Annotated in this window: 12 protein-coding genes, 1 tRNA gene and 1 pseudogene; 11 read left to right on the forward strand and 3 right to left on the reverse strand. The window is 75.1% G+C overall.

The features are described 5' to 3' along the window. The first annotated feature begins 44 nt into the window (after positions 1–44). From ACFCLZ_RS20515 to ACFCLZ_RS20555, 9 genes are all read left to right on the forward strand, one after another. Positions 45–117, forward strand: a tRNA-Lys gene (locus ACFCLZ_RS20515). A 290-nt stretch (positions 118–407) separates the two neighbouring features. Continuing rightward, positions 408–2,144, forward strand: a complete 1,737-nt coding sequence (locus ACFCLZ_RS20520; protein ID WP_380278027.1) for an LCP family protein — start codon at positions 408–410, stop codon at positions 2,142–2,144. Between the two features lie 105 nt (positions 2,145–2,249). Next, positions 2,250–2,711, forward strand: a complete 462-nt coding sequence (locus ACFCLZ_RS20525; protein ID WP_380278029.1) for an SRPBCC domain-containing protein — start codon at positions 2,250–2,252, stop codon at positions 2,709–2,711. A gap of 180 nt (positions 2,712–2,891) precedes the next feature. Then, positions 2,892–3,677, forward strand: coding sequence for a VOC family protein (locus ACFCLZ_RS20530; RefSeq protein ID WP_380278031.1), 786 nt, complete (start codon positions 2,892–2,894; stop codon positions 3,675–3,677). Positions 3,678–3,789: 112 nt separating this feature from the next. After that, on the forward strand, positions 3,790–4,557 hold the full coding sequence (locus ACFCLZ_RS20535) for an HAD family hydrolase (RefSeq protein ID WP_380278033.1): 768 nt from the start codon (positions 3,790–3,792) through the stop codon (positions 4,555–4,557). Next, complete coding sequence (locus ACFCLZ_RS20540; protein WP_380278035.1) at positions 4,554–6,968, forward strand: glycoside hydrolase family 65 protein; 2,415 nt, start codon at positions 4,554–4,556, stop codon at positions 6,966–6,968. Before ACFCLZ_RS20535 ends, ACFCLZ_RS20540 begins: the two co-directional genes overlap by 4 nt. 126 nt (positions 6,969–7,094) lie before the next feature. Beyond that, positions 7,095–8,828 carry a pyruvate dehydrogenase gene (locus ACFCLZ_RS20545; protein WP_380278037.1) on the forward strand — a complete coding sequence of 578 codons (1,734 nt, stop codon included), beginning with the start codon at positions 7,095–7,097 and terminating at the stop codon, positions 8,826–8,828. A gap of 72 nt (positions 8,829–8,900) precedes the next feature. Beyond that, positions 8,901–9,569 carry a helix-turn-helix domain-containing protein gene (locus ACFCLZ_RS20550; protein WP_380278039.1) on the forward strand — a complete coding sequence of 223 codons (669 nt, stop codon included), beginning with the start codon at positions 8,901–8,903 and terminating at the stop codon, positions 9,567–9,569. Between the two features lie 32 nt (positions 9,570–9,601). Next, positions 9,602–9,802, forward strand: coding sequence for a DUF6126 family protein (locus ACFCLZ_RS20555; RefSeq protein WP_380278041.1), 201 nt, complete (start codon positions 9,602–9,604; stop codon positions 9,800–9,802). A gap of 457 nt (positions 9,803–10,259) precedes the next feature. Here ACFCLZ_RS20555 and ACFCLZ_RS20560 read toward each other — a convergent pair whose 3' ends face one another. Then, positions 10,260–11,768: a PLP-dependent aminotransferase family protein gene (locus ACFCLZ_RS20560; protein WP_380278043.1), complete on the reverse strand. Its 1,509-nt coding sequence runs from the start codon at positions 11,766–11,768 to the stop codon at positions 10,260–10,262. 84 nt (positions 11,769–11,852) lie between these two features. Between ACFCLZ_RS20560 and ACFCLZ_RS20565 the strand changes: the two genes are divergently transcribed. Next, the gene (locus ACFCLZ_RS20565; protein ID WP_380278045.1) at positions 11,853–12,803 is read left to right on the forward strand and encodes a hypothetical protein; all 951 of its coding nucleotides are present in this window, start codon (positions 11,853–11,855) and stop codon (positions 12,801–12,803) included. A gap of 194 nt (positions 12,804–12,997) precedes the next feature. After that, positions 12,998–13,891 (forward strand): sigma-70 family RNA polymerase sigma factor, encoded by an 894-nt coding sequence (locus ACFCLZ_RS20570; protein ID WP_380278047.1) that lies wholly within the window; start codon positions 12,998–13,000, stop codon positions 13,889–13,891. A gap of 255 nt (positions 13,892–14,146) precedes the next feature. Here ACFCLZ_RS20570 and ACFCLZ_RS20575 read toward each other — a convergent pair. Next, positions 14,147–14,581 (reverse strand): annotated as a pseudogene (locus tag ACFCLZ_RS20575) (MATE family efflux transporter); the annotation flags it as partial. After that, positions 14,491–15,264: an MATE family efflux transporter gene (locus tag ACFCLZ_RS20580; RefSeq protein WP_380278049.1), complete on the reverse strand. Its 774-nt coding sequence runs from the start codon at positions 15,262–15,264 to the stop codon at positions 14,491–14,493. The gene ACFCLZ_RS20580 and the pseudogene ACFCLZ_RS20575, both read right to left, overlap by 91 nt. Between the last annotated feature and the right edge of the window lie 79 nt (positions 15,265–15,343).

A 15,343-nucleotide genomic window follows, 5' to 3' on the forward strand; every position in this document is an offset into this window, starting at 1 on the left:
CGGCCGCACGGGTCGGCCCGGTCTGGCATGATGTCCACGGTGTCGGGGTGCTAGCTCAATGGGTAGAGCAGCGGACTTTTAATCCGTAGGTTCAGGGTTCGAGCCCCTGGCGCCCCACCGACACGAAGGCCCGGGCCGGACCACCTCCGACCCGGGCCTTCGCCGTTCCCGGGATACCGCCGCACGGCGGAACGGTTCGGTCGTATCGTCGGTTTGTATGATCCAGAGGTGGGCCCTCTGGGGAACGAGGGACCCGCGGTGGGAGTCGTGGGGGGTGTCATTCCGGGGGCGTTCGTCGGTTATTGCGACCGTCGTACGTGCAACCCCGGGGCGACCCCGGCCGTCTCTCTGTGTGCAACGCGTCCGGACACCGGGGGGCGCGGCGTCCGGCGGTGAAAGGTGCACGCATGTCAGGTCAGCGGAGCGAGGGTCCGGCTCGCGGTGACGACGCGCCCGGCGCGCCCACGGCCGACGGAGCGCACGCCGGCACGGTGCCCCCGCCGCGGCAGGGCGGCCGCGCCGAGGCCCGCCGGGCCGCCCAGGGCAGGGCGGGCGCCGCCCAGGGCGCGCCCCCGGCCGCCGGTGGTCGCGCGGCGGCCAGGGCCGCGGCGCGCAAGCCGAAGCGGAGCGCCAAGAAGATCGTCGCCTGGTCCGCCGCCGGTGTGCTGGTCCTGCTGGCGGGCACCGGCGGGCTGATCTACTACAAGCTGAACGGCAACATCAAGACCATCGACCCGGACGCGATAGCCAAGGACCGGCCGCCGGAGGCCCAGGCCGACGCGAACGGCAACAAGCCGGTCAACGTCCTGCTCATCGGTTCGGACAGCCGCGGCGGCAACAACTCCGACCTCGGCGGCGGCGACGCCGCCGGCGCCCGCTCGGACACCACGATCCTGCTGCACGTCTATGCGGACCACAAGCACGCCGTGGGCATCTCGATCCCGCGCAACTCCCTCGTGACGATCCCGCCCTGCAAGAAGCCGGACGGGAAGTGGTCCAAGGAGGTCAAGGGCGAGGACATCCTCTTCAACTCCGCCTTCTCCGTCGGGAACTCCGCGGACGGCAACCCCGCCTGCACCCAGAACACCGTGGAGAAGCTCACCGGCATCCGGATCGATCACACCATGGTGGTCGACTTCCAGGGCTTCGCCTCGATGACCGAGGCCGTGGACGGCGTCGACATATGCCTGCCCAAGGCCATCTACGAGGGCGACATGAACCCGAACCTCGGCAAGAAGGGCGGTCTCGTCCTTCCCTCCGGGCGCCAGAAGGTGGAGGGCCAGAAGGCCCTCGACTACGTCCGCCTGCGGCACGGCCTCGGCGACAACTCGGACATCGGCCGGATGAAGCGCCAGCAGGCCTTCCTGAGTTCGATGATCAGCGCGGTCAAGCAGCGCGGCCTCAACCCCACCAACCTGCTGCCGCTGGCCGATGCCGCCACCAAGTCGCTCCGGGTGGACGAGGGGCTCAACACCGTCGACAAGCTGATGTCCTTCGCGCTCTCGCTGAAGAACATCGACCTGCACGACATCAAGTTCGTCACCCCGCCCTGGAAGTACCACAAGGAGAACCTGGAGCTGGTGTCGCCCGACGTCGACAGGCTCTGGGACACCCTCAAGGCCGACCGCACCATCGACGGCCAGAACGCGACCGGCGAGCAGCCCCCGGAGGCGGCCTCGCCGACCGCGCCGGCGGCCCCCACCACCCCGGCCTCCCCGGTCGCGGCCGAGACCGCCAACACGGACTTCAAGGTGTCCGTCTACTCCGGCACCCCCGCCGGCGGCATGGCCACCAAGGCGGCCGAGCAGCTCAAGGCGGCCAAGTTCACCGCCACCGCGGTGGGCCCGGCGAAGAGTCTCAAGTACACGACCACGATGGTCCAGTACGGCTCGGGCCAGAAGGCGAACGCCGAGAAGGTCGCGGCGATGTTCCCCGGCGCGACCGTGGAGCCGGGCACCTCGCCGGGTGTCACCGTGATCGTCGGCAAGGACTTCGCGGCGGCCAACGGAGCGGCGGCCACGGGTACCGGCGGCTCCCTGACGGCGGCCCCGTCCACCCCGGGCACGCCCGCACCGCTGCCCACCAGCGTCACCAACGAGGCCCGGTCGGCCGACGACGACATCTGCCTCAACACGTCCTACTGATCGGCGGCCACCGCGCCGGCCCGGGGCGCGCCGTCCCCGGGCCCGTGCCATGGTGGGCCTGGCGGACACGCCCGGGGGGAGCCGCAGGCCCGAAAGGCGGAACCCATGGCCGAGATCGCCCTGGAGCTCGACATCGCCGCTCCGCGCGCCGTCGTGCTGGCCGCGCTGACCACCCACGACGGGCTGACCTCCTGGTGGACGACCGAGGTGGAGCGGGAGGACGACGTGCTGCTGCTCGCCGTCCCCGGGGACCCCGAGCCGTACCGGCTGCGGCGCGAGCGCACCGACCGGGACCGGGTGGTGTGGACGAACGCCGGGGCCTTCCCGCCGCACTGGGCCGGCACCTGGATCAGCTGGGACCTCGCCGAGCGGCCCGACGAGCGGGGCGACCCCGGCCACCGCACCCGGCTGCTGCTGCGGCACGGCGGCTGGCAGCCCGGCGGCGAGGAGGGCGTGCCGCTGGTGGCCGGCACCTGGGCGCAGCTGCTCGTCCGGCTCAAGGACTACGCGCAGAGCGGCCGGCCGCAGCCGCTCTTCACCAGGGGCGGCCACCACCACGCGCCGTGACCGCCGGGCGCCCCCGCGGTGACCGCCCGGCGGACGGCGACCCGCCGGGACGCCGTCCGGTGGCGGGATCGCGGATGCGCGGCGATCGTGGGCGGTGTACGGCCGTCGGCGCCGCGCGGCCGGACGGTCCGCGCCCCCGGCGGTCCACCCGGCGGACGACCATCGCTTGGAGGCCAAGGAATGCCCGTAGTCACCGCACCGTACAAGCCCGGTACCCCTTGCTGGGTGGACCTGACGGCGAACGACCAGCAGGCCGCGCTCGACTTCTACCGCGACCTGTTCGGCTGGCAGGGCGAGGTCGGCCCGGCCGAGTACGGCGGCTACGCCGTGTGCTCGCTGAAGGGCAGGCCGGTCGCCGGGATCATGGCCCGCTCCGCCCCGGAGGGGCAGCAGCCGCCCCCGGTCGGCTGGACCACCTACCTCGCCGCGGACGACGCCGACGCCGCCGCGCAGGCCGTCGCCGGCGCCGGCGGCACGATCGTCCACCCGGTGATGGAGGTCGGCGGCACCGGCCGGATGCTGGTCGCCGCGGATCCGACCGGCGCGGTGTTCGGCGTCTGGCAGACGCTGGACTTCATCGGCGCGGGCATCGTCAACGAGCCCGGCGCGCTGGTGTGGAACGAGCTCAACACCACCGACACCGCCGCGGCCGGGCGGTTCTACCAGCAGGCGTTCGGCCTGCGCCCGGGCACCATCCAGGGCATGGACGGGTTCTACTCGCTCAACGTCGGCGACCACACGGTGGGCGGCATGCAGCCGGTCGCCGGGTACCTGGCGCCGGGCACGCCCCCGCACTGGATGGCCTACTTCTCGGTGGACGACACCGACTCCACGGTGGACGCCCTGGTCAAGGCGGGCGGCTCGGTGATCCAGCCGCCGTTCGACATGCAGGCGGGGCGGATGGCGGTGGTGCGGGACCCGCAGGGCGCGGTCTTCGCCGTCACCGCGACCCCGGACTCGCCCTGAGGGTCCGGTTCCGGCCGCCGCGCGGTCGGTTTCGAACGAACCGCCGCCCGTTCCCGCGACGCGCCGCCGGGAATGGGCGGCACGGCGCGCGCGGACGGGTAAGACTGCACCCATGCTGGGGCTACCGGACGACATCCGCGCTTTCCTCTTCGACCTCGACGGGGTGCTCACCCAGACCGCCACGGTGCACGCCGCGGCCTGGAAGGACACCTTCGACGCCTTCCTGCGGGCCGAAGCCGCCCGCACCGGCGGGCCGTTCACCCCGTTCGACGCCGTCGCCGACTACGACGCCCATGTGGACGGGCGGCCGAGACTCGACGGCACCCGCGCCTTCCTGCACAGCCGGGGCGTCGACCTGCCCGAGGGCACCGACGCCGACCCGCCGGGCGCCCGCACCGTGCACGGCGTCAGCCGGGCCAAGAACGACACCGTGCTGCGGATGATCCGCGAGCAGGGCGTCGCCCCGTACGACGGCTCGGTCGCCTACGTGCGCCGGCTGCGGGCGCTCGGCCTGCCCACCGCCGTCGTCTCGTCCAGCGCCAACTGCCGGGACGTGCTGCGCGCGGCGGGCATCGAGGGCTACTTCGACGTGATCGTGGACGGCGTGGTCGCCAAGCGCGAGGGGCTGCCGGGCAAGCCCGCGCCGGACACCTACCTGGCCGCCGCCCGGGCGCTGGGCGTGGAGCCCGCGCACGCCGCCGTGTTCGAGGACGCGCTGGCCGGGGTCGCCTCCGGCCGGGCGGGCGGCTTCGGCGCGGTGGTCGGCGTGGACCGCACCGGCCAGGCCGCCGAACTGCGCCGCGACGGCGCCACCGTGGTCGTCCGCGACCTCGCCGAGCTGATCCCCGACCACCCGCAGCAGCCCGAGGAGGCGTCGTGACGAGCGGCCAGGAGCAGCCCTTCGCCGTCGATCCGTGGCAGGTCGTCGAACACGGCCTCGACCTCACCTCGCCGGCCCGCGCCGAGTCCGTCTTCGCGCTCTCCAACGGCCACATCGGCCTGCGCGCCAACCTCGACGAGGGCGAGCCGCACGGCCTGCCCGGCACCTACCTCAACGGCGTCTTCGAGCTGCGCCCGCTGCCCTACGGCGAGGGCGGCTACGGCTACCCGGAGTCCAGCCAGAGCGTCATCAACGTGACCAACGGCAAGATCATCCGGCTGCTGGTGGACGACGAGCCCTTCGACCTGCGCTACGGACAACTGGTCAGCCACCGCCGCTGGTTGGACTTCCGCGAGGGCCTGCTGCGGCGCTCCGCCGAGTGGACCTCCCCGGCCGGGCGGACCATCAAGGTCGACTCCACCCGGCTGGTCTCGCTCACCCAGCGGGCCGTCGCCGCCGTCGAGTACATCGTCGAGGCGGTGGACGGCCCGGTGCGGATCGTGCTGCAGAGCGAGCTGGTCGCCAACGAGCAATTGCCCGGCGGACCCGAGGGCGACCCGCGGGCCGCCGCCGTGCTGGAGGCCCCGCTGCTCGCCGAGGTGAACCACGCGGGCGGGACGAAGGCGGTACTGGTGCACCGCACCCGGTACAGCGGCATCCGGGTCGCGGCCGGCATGGACCACCTGATCGAGGGCCCGGAGCGGCTGGACACCGTCGCCGAGGCGGAGGCCGACCACTGCCGGATCAGCGTCACCACCGTGCTGAACCCCGGCGAGCGGCTGCGGCTGGTGAAGTTCATCGCCTACGGCTGGTCGGCGACCCGCTCGCTGCCGGCCGTCCGGGACCAGGTGGAGGCCGCGCTGACCGCCGCCCGGTACACCGGCTGGGACGGCCTGGTCGCCGAACAGTCCGACTTCCTCGAGGAGTTCTGGGACACCAGCGACGTCGAGATCGAGGGCGACGTCGAACTCCAGCAGGCCGTCCGGTTCGCCGTCTTCCACGTGCTCCAGGCCGGCGCCCGCAGCGAGGAACGCGCCATCCCCGCCAAGGGGTTGACCGGACCGGGCTACGACGGGCACAGCTTCTGGGACACCGAGGCCTTCGTCCTGCCGGTGCTCACCTACTGCCTGCCCGCCGCCGTCAACCAGGCCCTGCGCTGGCGGCACACCACGCTCCCGCTGGCCCGCGACCGGGCGGTCCAACTCGGCCTGGCCGGAGCGGTGTTCCCGTGGCGGACGATCCGCGGCGAGGAGTGCTCCGGCTACTGGCCGGCCGGCACCGCCGCCTTCCACATCGGCGCGGACATCGCGGCCGCCGCCGCCCGCTACGTCCGGGCCACCGGGGACACCGAGTTCGAGCGCGAGTACGGGCTGGAACTGCTCGTCGAGACCGCCCGGATGTGGCGCTCGCTGGGCCACCACGACTCCGCCGGCCGGTTCCGCATCGAGGGCGTCACCGGCCCGGACGAGTACAGCGCCGTCGCCGACAACAACGTCTACACCAACCTGATGGCGCAGACGAACCTGCGCGCCGCGGCCGAGGCCGCCGCCAGGCACCCGGGCGAGGCCGCCGCACTCGGCGTCGACACCGAGGAGACCGCCGCCTGGCGGGACGCCGCCACCGCGATGTTCATCCCGTACGACGAGAACCTCGGCGTCCACCCGCAGGCCGACGGCTTCACCGACCACCAGGTCTGGGACTTCGAGAACACCCGGCCGGAGAACTTCCCGCTGCTGCTGCACTACCCGTACTTCGACCTGTACCGCAAGCAGGTGGTCAAGCAGGCCGACCTGGTGCTCGCCATGCAGGTCCGCGGCGACGCCTTCACCGACGAGCAGAAGGCCCGCAACTTCGCCTACTACGAGCGGCTGACCGTCCGCGACTCCTCGCTCTCCGCCTGCACCCAGGCGGTGATGGCCGCCGAGGTGGGGCAGCTCGACCTCGCGTACGACTACACCGCCGAGGCCGCCCTGATGGACCTGCACGACCTCGGCGGCAACACCCGCGACGGCCTGCACATGGCCTCGCTCGCCGGGGCCTGCATCGCCCTGGTGGCCGGCTTCGGCGGGCTGCGCGACCACGGCGAGGTGCTCTGGTTCCGGCCCCGGCTGCCCATCGGGCTGATGCGGCTCAGCTTCTCGCTGCTGGTCCGCGGGCAGCTGCTGCGGGTGGAGATCGACCACGACCGCACCACGTACACGCTGCGCCGCGGCGAGGTGATCCACCTGCGGCACGACGGCGAGACGGTCCAGGTGAAGGCGGGCCGCCCGGTCTCGCTGCCCACCACCACCCCGCCCGCCCAGGAGCGCTGCAGCCAGCCCCCCGGCCGTGAACCGGCCCGCCGGCAGGCCCAGGCCGGCCTCTCCACCGGCCGCATCACCTCCGGCCCCGACCACCTGGCCGCCGAGTAGCCCGGGCACCGGGGGCGCCCCCTGCGCGGAGGCGCCCCCTCACCCGTCCGGCCCACCCCGGGTGCGGGGGGCCCGCCGGCGACGGACGGTGCTGGTGTCCCGCGTCCCCGGTGTCAGGAGATCCCCATGGTGAGCGTGGCCGAGCAGCTGGTCGCGGTGCTCCGGCAGGCCGGGGTGGAACGGGTCTACGGCGTGGTCGGCGACAGCCTCAACCCCGTGGTGGACGCGATCCGCCGGGCGGAGGGCATCGGCTGGGTGCACGTGCGCAACGAGGAGGCCGGCGCCTTCGCGGCCGCCGCCGAGGCCGAGCTGACCGGCCGCCTCGCGGTCTGCGCCGGCTCCTGCGGCCCCGGCAACACCCACCTGATCCAGGGCCTCTACGACGCCCAGCGCAGCGGCGTCCCCGTCCTCGCCCTCGCCTCGCACATCCCCTCCGGCCAGATCGGCACCGGCTTCTTCCAGGAGACCCACCCCGAGCGGGTGTTCACCGACTGCAGCAGCTGGTGCGAGATGCTCTCCACCCCCGGCCAGCTGCCCCGCCTGCTGCGGGTCGCGATCCAGCACGCCCTCGGCGCCCGCGGCGTCTCCGTGCTGGCCTTCCCCGGTGACGTCGCCGCCCTCTCCGCGGCCAACCCGACCGGCACCAGCCACTTCCTCACCGAGCAGGCCGTCGCCGCCCCGCCCTGGTCCCAGGTGCAGGAGCTCGCGCGGGCGCTCAACGCCGCGCGCCGGGTCGCCCTGTTCTGCGGCGCGGGCGTGCGCGCGGCGCACGCCGAGGTGATGGAGGTCGCGGCCGCCCTGCACGCGCCGGTCGGGCACTCCCTGCGCGGCAAGGAGTGGATCCAGTACGACAACCCGTACGACGTGGGCATGAGCGGCCTGCTCGGCTACGGCGCCTGCCACGAGGCGCTGCACTCCGCCGACCTCGTCGTGCTGCTCGGCACCGACTTCCCGTACGACTCCTTCCTGCCGCAGGCCCGCACCGTCCAGGTCGACCACGACGCCACCCGGCTGGGCCGCCGCACCGCCCTCGACCTCGCGGTGCACGGCGACGTCTCCGCCACCCTGCGCGCCGTGCTGCCGCTGCTGGAGCAGAAGCCCGACCGCTCCTTCCTCGACGACATGCTGCGCCGCCACTACCGCGCCCTGGAGGGCGTGGTCGGCGCCTACACCCGGGACATCGAGAAGCACCTGCCGATCCACCCCGAGTACGTGGCCTCGGTGCTGGACGAGGTGGCCGCCGACGACGCGGTGTTCACCGTCGACACCGGCATGAACAACGTCTGGGCCGCCCGCTACCTGCAGCCCAACGGGCGCCGCCGGGTGATCGGCTCCTTCCTGCACGGCTCGATGGCCAACGCGCTGCCGCACGCGATCGGCGCCCAACTCGCCTTCCCCGGGCGGCAGGTGGTGGCGATGGCGGGCGACGGCGGCCTGTCGATGCTGCTCGGCGAGCTGCTGACGGTGGTCCGGCACCGGCTGCCGGTGAAGACGGTGGTCTTCAACAACGGCGCGCTCGGCATGATCAAGCTGGAGATGCTGGTCTCCGGCTACCCGGAGTCGGAGATCGACAACGGCGACGTCGACTACGCCGGGATCGCCCGCGCGATGGGCATCCCGGCCAAGCGGGTCACCGAGCCGGCCCGGGTGCGGGAGGTACTGGCGGAGGCGCTGGAACGGCCCGGCCCGGCCCTGGTGGACGTGGTCACCGACCCGAACGCGCTGTCCATCCCGCCGCACATCACCGCCGCCCAGCTGAAGGGGTTCGCGCTGGCCGCCGGCCGGACGGTGCTCTCCGGCGGCGTCGGGCGGATGATCGACCTGGCCCGGTCCAACCTCAGGAACATTCCCCGCCCGTAGCGGGTCGACACGCGCTCTTGCCTGTGGGGCAAAAATATTGCCCATGCGGCAGGCGAGGTGTCCACTGGACACATGACCACCAGCCCAGCCGGTCCGCCCGAGGAGCCCCTCGTCCCCGCCGTCCCCGTCGCTCCCGGCGGCGACCACGAGACGCAGGAGGTGGCCGGCCTCGCCGCCAGGCTGCGCGACCACCGGCTCGGCAGCCGCCTCACCCTGGAGGTCGCCGCCGCCCGGGTCGGTCTGTCCCCAGCCTACTTGTCCCGACTGGAGACCGGACGCCGGCAGCCCTCACTGCCCGTCCTGCTCGGCCTCGCCCGCGCCTACGGCACCTCCGTCTCCGGCCTGCTCGGCGAGACCTTCACCGAGCCGGACCCGGTGGTGCGCGGCGGCGCGATCGAACCGGGCCGCGCCGGCGGCTGGGGCTACCGGCGGGCCGGCGCCCCCGGCCGGGCGATGCAGGCGCTGCGCGTGCACGTCCCCCCGGGCGTGCAGGACGCCGTGGTCCGCGTCCACCCCGGCGAGGAGTGGCTCTACGTCCTCCAGGGCCGGCTGAAGCTGACCCTCGGCGAACGCGTCCACCTGCTGGAGGAGGGCGACTCCGCCCACTTCGACTCGCTCACCCCGCACTGCATCGCCGCCGACTCCTCGTCCGGGGTCGAACTGCTCTTCATGCACACCCTGCTGCAGAGCCCCGGCGGCGAACTCTGCCTCGGTGGCGGCCCCGCCGCCCCGCACCACTGACCCGACGTCAGGAAACCCGGAGGAGATCCCCGATGGCCGAGACCGCCGCCACCCCCGCCCCGAACGCCGTGCCCGCTCCGGACACCAGGGCCGCCGATGCCCCGAAGACCATGGACGCGGGCAAGTGGGCCAACCGCCGCGTCTACCACCGCCTGGTGATCTACACCGCCGGCATCCACATCTTCGCCGGCTTCATCATGCTCCTGTTCGAACTGGGCAGCCGCAACAAGTAACCCCCCCCGCCCCGGCCGCCGAGGACCACCCCCGGCGGCCCCGGCCCGTTCCGGCCCTGGCAACCCGGGCACCCTCACCCCAGGCACCGCGCTGGCCCCGCCCGCCCGGTCCCCGGCGGCCCCGGCGGGCCCGGGCGTGCTCGGTCGACCCCAGTGCCCCGGCCGCCCGGGCGCGCACAGCGGCGGTGGCCCCGAGACCTCGTCAGCCGCCCCTTCCGCCCGCCCACCTCGCCCGGTCCCTGGTCGGCCCCAACCGGTCCCGGAGCCGTAAGCCTGGGCATCGTCGCCCACCCTTTCCCGTTCCGGGCCCGCCCGATCCCCGGGTCCTTGGTCGGCCCAACCGGTTCCGGAGCCGTAAGCCTCGGCACCCTCACCCCAGGCGCCGCGCCACTCCCGCCCGCCCGCCGACCCACCTCGCCCGCCCCTTCCCGTTCCGGGCCCGCCCCGGAGCCGGTCCTCAGGCCGTGCGCAGCACCTCGCACAGGGCCGAGAGGGCGGCGGGGAAGGCGCGGTCCGGCGGGGTGGCGTAGCCGACGACCAGGGCCGGCGGGGCGTCCGGGACGAGGGCCCGCTCCGTCAGGTACCAGCCGAGGCCGGTGAGGACCAGGCCGGCGGCGCGGGCGCGGTCCATCAGCTCGGGCTCCGGGAGGGAGCCGGGCGGCAGTTCCAGGACGGCGTGCAGCCCGGCGGCGATCCCGGTGACCCGCACGTGCGGGGCCCGTTCGGCGAGCGCCGCGACCAGTTGGTCCCGGCGGCGCCGGTAGTGCAGCCGGCAGCGCCGGACGTGCCGGTCGTACCGGCCCGAGGTGATCAGTTCGGCGAAGGTGAGCTGGTCGATCACCGGGCCCATGGTGTCCGCCGACTCCTTGAGCCGGGCGACCGGTTCGACCAGCTCGTCGGGCAGCGCCAGCCAGGCCAGCCGCAGACCGGGCGCCAGGCTCTTGGCGGCGGTGCCGCCGTACACCACCCGGTCCGGGGCGAGCGCCTGCATCGCGCCCAGCGGCTGCCGGTCGTAGCGGAACTCGCCGTCGTAGTCGTCCTCGATCACGTACCCGTCGTGCTCGCGGGCCCAGCGGACGGCGGCCGCCCGCCGGTCGGCGGCCAGCGCCGCGCCGGTCGGGAACTGGTGCGCCGGGGTGAGCAGCACCGCCCCCACCCGTCCCCCCGTCAGCCCGGCCAGCAGGTCCGTCCGCGCCCCGGCGCAGTCCAGCGGCAGTGGTGCGAGGCCGAGCCCGGCCGCCCGCAGGGTGTCCCGCTGCGGCGGCAGCCCGTACGTCTCGACGGCCACCCGCTCCGCCCCGCGCTCGCGCAGTGCGGCGGCCAGCAGGGCCAGGCCCTGGCCGAAGCCGGCGCAGATCAGCAGCCGGTCCGGGTCGGTGCGCACGCCCCGCACCCGGGCCAGGTAGTCGGCGAGCGCCCGCCGCAGCTCGATCCGCCCCAGCGGCGAGCCGTAGTCGAAGGCCTCGTGCGGGGCCACGGCCAGCGCCCGGCGGGCACTGGCCAGCCAGGCGGTGCGCGGGAACAGCGAGAGGTCCGGGCGCCCGGCGAGCAGGTCGTGCCGCCCGGTGGGGCGGTGGCCCGCCCGCAGCCCGACGGCCGGTCCGGCGGGCCGGGGCGCGGCGCGTTCGGCGACCGTCGTCCCGGAGCCCTGCCGGGAGCTGAGCCAGCCCTCGGCGGTCAACTGCCCGTACGCCTCGACGACCGTGTTCCGGGCGATCCCGAGGTCCTCGCCGAGCGCCCGGGAGGACGGCAGCCGGGTGCCGGGCGCGAGCCGTCCGTCCTGGACGGCCTCGCGCAGCGCGTCCTCCAGGGCGGCGCGCAGTCCGGCCCCGGCGGCGCGCCGTTCGCCGAGGTCGAGGTGCAGATCGCCGCCGAACGCGGTCCAGGGGGCGGCGGCGCGGGCGGCGCGCGGGGCGCTCCGGGGAGCGCTCGGCTCGGCGCCGGGGGTGGTTCGCGGGCGGCTCATGGCGGGATTATCGCCGCAACCCCCGCGGGCCCCGGACGTCCGATACATTGCGCCGGACGCACGATCGCGCTGGGGGTGGCGAACATGGCGTACCAGTACGGGAGTTCAGCCGTTCCGCAGCGAAGACGGCGGCCCGGCCGCGGCGGCTGTCCGACCGCCTTCCTCCTGCCGTTCCTCTTCGCGCCGCTGGGCGGTCCGCTCGCCGCGCCGGTCCTGGTTCCCGCCCTCATGCGGGCGCAGACCCCGCCGCAGCACGCCACGCCCGGACAGCTGGCGATCCTGGTGGGCATCGCGTACGCGGTCGCCCTGCTGGTGGACGGCCGGGCGGGCGGGGGCCGGCGGGCGGTCGCCCGGTGGGTGGTGCCGGTCCGGGCGGCCGTGCTGACCGCGGCCTGCTCGCTGGTGGCCCACCTGGTCGGCGAGTACCTCGTCCCGAAGGTCTTCGGCGCCGGCCAGGACCCGGCGGCGGCGAACGGCTACGCCCTGCAGTGCCTGCTGGTGGGCGTGTTCGCCTGGGTGTGGCGCCTGGGCGTCCGTTCCTGGGCGGGCGAGCCGGTGGAGCGTCCCCGGCCCCGCCGGACGGCGCCGGCCCCGGGTTCGGACCGCGCCTCCGCGCGCACCGCCACCGTCGGCCGCCCGGCGGCGGGGGAGGTGTGGGTGGCGATGGTCCCGTTCCGGGACCGCGCGGAGGCGGCGCGGCACTACTGCGTGGTCGTGGCCGCCCGGGCCGGGTACGTGGAGGTCCTGCAGATCACCAGCAAGGACAAGGACCACCGCGCCGACTACATCCGGATGGAGAACGAGGGCTGGGACCGCACCGGCAGGCCGTCCTGGGTCGAGATCGGGATGGCGCCGCGCCGGGTGCCGTACGGGAGCTTCCTCTCCGACCACCCGCAGGGCCCGTGCCCGCCGCGGATCTGGCGGGAGATCCAGCGCCGGCAGGCCGCCCTGGGCGCCGCCCGGCCGCCCCGCCCGCCCCGCCCGCGCCCCTCCGGCGGCCCGGCCCCGTCCGCCCGCGGCTCCCGCCGCCCCTGAGGCCGCGGCCCGCAGGCCCTCGTCGGCCCATCGCCTCCGGCAGGACCACCGCCGGGTTCTTCATCCGGGCGGTGCGGACGGTGTTCTGAGCAGTCATCGGATGATCCTCCGGAGCAAACTGCCCGCGTTCACGTCACGCGGACCGGTTAACGTCCGTCAATGAACTGACGGATCCCGACGCGAGGGTGTGACAGATGAACGGGGAAGACCTCCTGGCCGAGCGCTTCGAGGAGCACCGGCCCCATCTCCGGGCGGTCGCCTACCGGATGCTCGGCTCGCTCAGCGAGGCCGAGGACGCCGTCCAGGAGACGTGGTTCAAGCTGAGCCGGTCGGACGTCGCCGAGGTCGCCAACCTCGGCGGCTGGCTGACCACCGTGGTCGGCCGGGTCTGCCTGGACCTGCTGCGCTCGCGCGGCGCCCGGCGTGAGGACCCCCTGCAGGACCAGGACGGCCGGGAGGTGCGGCTGCCCGATCCGATCATCGGCGGAGCCCGGGCGATCGACCCGGAACAGGAGATCCTGACGGCCGACTCGGTCGGCATCGCGCTGATGATCGTGCTGGAGACGCTGGCCCCGGCGGAGCGGCTGGCGTTCGTGCTGCACGACCTGTTCTCGGTGCCGTTCGACGAGATCGCCCCGATCCTCGGCCGCACCTCCGCCTCCACCCGCCAGCTCGCCAGCCGGGCCCGCCGCCGCGTCCAGGGCGCCGCGCCCGCGCCGGACGCCGACCTGGCGCTGCGCCGCGAGGTGGTGGAGGCCTTCCTGGCCGCCGCCCGCGGCGGGGACTTCGACGCGCTGCTCACCGTCCTCGACCCGGACGTGGTGGCCCGCTCCGACGGCGGCGCCCTGCGGCCGGCCACCTTCCGGCGCGGCGCGAACGAGGTGGCGACCGGCGCGAGCGCCTTCGGCGCGCGGTTCGCCGGGGAGTCCCGCCCGGTGCTGGTCAACGGCGAGCCGGCCGTGGCCACGTTCCTCGACGGCCGCCCGGTCTCGCTCGCGGCGTTCACCGTGCGCGGCGGCAGGGTCGTCGAGCTGAACATCTTCACCGACCCGGAGCGCCTGGAGCGCCTCGGCCTGTCGGCGGCCTGAGGCCCGCCCGCCGGCCGCCCGCGCCGTCGGCCGCCGCCCGGGGGCCTCACCCCGGGCGGCGCCCGGCGTCCGGTGGAGCAGCCACCACAGCACCGTCCAGCAGACCGCGACGCCCAGGCAGGCCCCGGCCGTCATGGTCAGGTACAGCGGGTCGGTGGAGTGCCGGGCCGCGCTCAGCCGCCCGCCCACGGCGATCACGGCGCCGAAGTACACGACGTTCAGCACGAACGCGACGACGCCGTGCCCGGTCTGCTCCAGCAGGGTCAGCGCGGTCAGCGCCAGCGCCGTGCAGCCGAACGACGGCCCGGCCAGCTGGAGGAAGCGCACGGCCTGCCCGGCGGTGGCCGGATCGTCGGAGAGCCGCGCGGCCAGCGGCGCGCCCGCCGTCCACAGCACCGCCGTCACGGCGAGGTAGCAGCCGGCCGTCAGCAGGCCCCCGGTGCGCACGGCGCGCCGGGCGGCGCCCCGGTCACCGGCGGCGCCCGCCTGGTTCACCAGGATCGCGACGGCGGAGCCGAACCCCACGGCCGGGACGACCACCGCGCTCTGCAGCGCCGAGCCGAGCGCGAACCCGGCCACCGCACCCGGGCCGAACGGGGTCACCACGCGCAGCAGGGCCAGGTTGACGGCGCAGAGCAGCAGGAACGAGGCACCGACCGGCACCCCGACGGACACCACCGCCGCCCGCATCTCGCCCCGCCCCCGTCGGCCCGCCGGCGGCCCGACAGCCCCGCCCGCCGCAGCAGCGCCGCGCCGAGCAGCACCTCCACCACCCCGGCCACCAGGGCGGAGACCGGCAGCGCGGTCAGCCCCCAGCCCGCCCCGAGCCCGAGACCGCCGACCCCGGCCAGCAGCAGGCCCGCCGAGCCGAGCGTCAGCAGCATCCCCCGCCCGGTCGCGCCGGAGCCGCGCAGCACGGCCGCGCACAGCTCGCCCAGCGTGCCGACCGCGTTCACCGCCACCATCGCGGCCAGGAAGGCGAGGAACGGCGTCCGGTCGGCGGCGGGCACGTCGAGCAGCGCCCCCAGCGGCCCGGCGCCGGCCAGGACGACGGCGCCGCACACCAGGTGGCAGCGGACGCCGATCCGGGCCGCGGCGGCGAGGTGGCCGGGCAGCTCGCCGCGCCGCCCGCTCCCGGCGGCGCGCGCGGCCACCACCTGGAGTGCGATCGAGAGACCGGAGTTCAGGGCCACCAGCAGGAAGCCGACGGGCGTGTAGAGGGACCGCAGGTAGAGCGCGTGCCCGCCGGCCGCGCCCAGCATCGCCACCACGGCGAACTGCGCGCCGAGGGCGACGGCCTCGCTCAGCACGACGGGCGCGGCGAAGCCCGCGATCCGGCGGACGGTCGGTGGCGGCACGGTCGTCCGGGTCATGGCTCCCCCCGCTCGCACGCTGTCCGTCGACCATGCCAAATTTCCGGCCCCGTACGGAACCCCGGACACGCCCCTCCAC

Origin of the sequence: Kitasatospora purpeofusca (genome assembly GCF_042691725.1) — a bacterium.
In the GTDB taxonomy this organism is placed as follows: Bacteria; Actinomycetota; Actinomycetes; order Streptomycetales; family Streptomycetaceae; genus Kitasatospora; species Kitasatospora purpeofusca_B.

What these genes read in the sequence shown, in the direction of transcription:
- ACFCLZ_RS20530 (WP_380278031.1), top strand. Translation starts at nt 2,892, where the DNA reads ATGCCCGTAGTCACCGCACCGTACAAGCCCGGTACCCCTTGCTGGGTG.
- ACFCLZ_RS20570 (WP_380278047.1), top strand. Translation starts at nt 12,998, where the DNA reads ATGAACGGGGAAGACCTCCTGGCCGAGCGCTTCGAGGAGCACCGGCCC.
- ACFCLZ_RS20555 (WP_380278041.1), top strand. Translation starts at nt 9,602, where the DNA reads ATGGCCGAGACCGCCGCCACCCCCGCCCCGAACGCCGTGCCCGCTCCG.
- ACFCLZ_RS20545 (WP_380278037.1), top strand. Translation starts at nt 7,095, where the DNA reads ATGGTGAGCGTGGCCGAGCAGCTGGTCGCGGTGCTCCGGCAGGCCGGG.
- ACFCLZ_RS20535 (WP_380278033.1), top strand. Translation starts at nt 3,790, where the DNA reads ATGCTGGGGCTACCGGACGACATCCGCGCTTTCCTCTTCGACCTCGAC.
- ACFCLZ_RS20550 (WP_380278039.1), top strand. Translation starts at nt 8,901, where the DNA reads ATGACCACCAGCCCAGCCGGTCCGCCCGAGGAGCCCCTCGTCCCCGCC.
- ACFCLZ_RS20580 (WP_380278049.1), bottom strand. Translation starts at nt 15,264, where the DNA reads ATGACCCGGACGACCGTGCCGCCACCGACCGTCCGCCGGATCGCGGGC.
- ACFCLZ_RS20565 (WP_380278045.1), top strand. Translation starts at nt 11,853, where the DNA reads ATGGCGTACCAGTACGGGAGTTCAGCCGTTCCGCAGCGAAGACGGCGG.
- ACFCLZ_RS20560 (WP_380278043.1), bottom strand. Translation starts at nt 11,768, where the DNA reads ATGAGCCGCCCGCGAACCACCCCCGGCGCCGAGCCGAGCGCTCCCCGG.
- ACFCLZ_RS20525 (WP_380278029.1), top strand. Translation starts at nt 2,250, where the DNA reads ATGGCCGAGATCGCCCTGGAGCTCGACATCGCCGCTCCGCGCGCCGTC.
- ACFCLZ_RS20520 (WP_380278027.1), top strand. Translation starts at nt 408, where the DNA reads ATGTCAGGTCAGCGGAGCGAGGGTCCGGCTCGCGGTGACGACGCGCCC.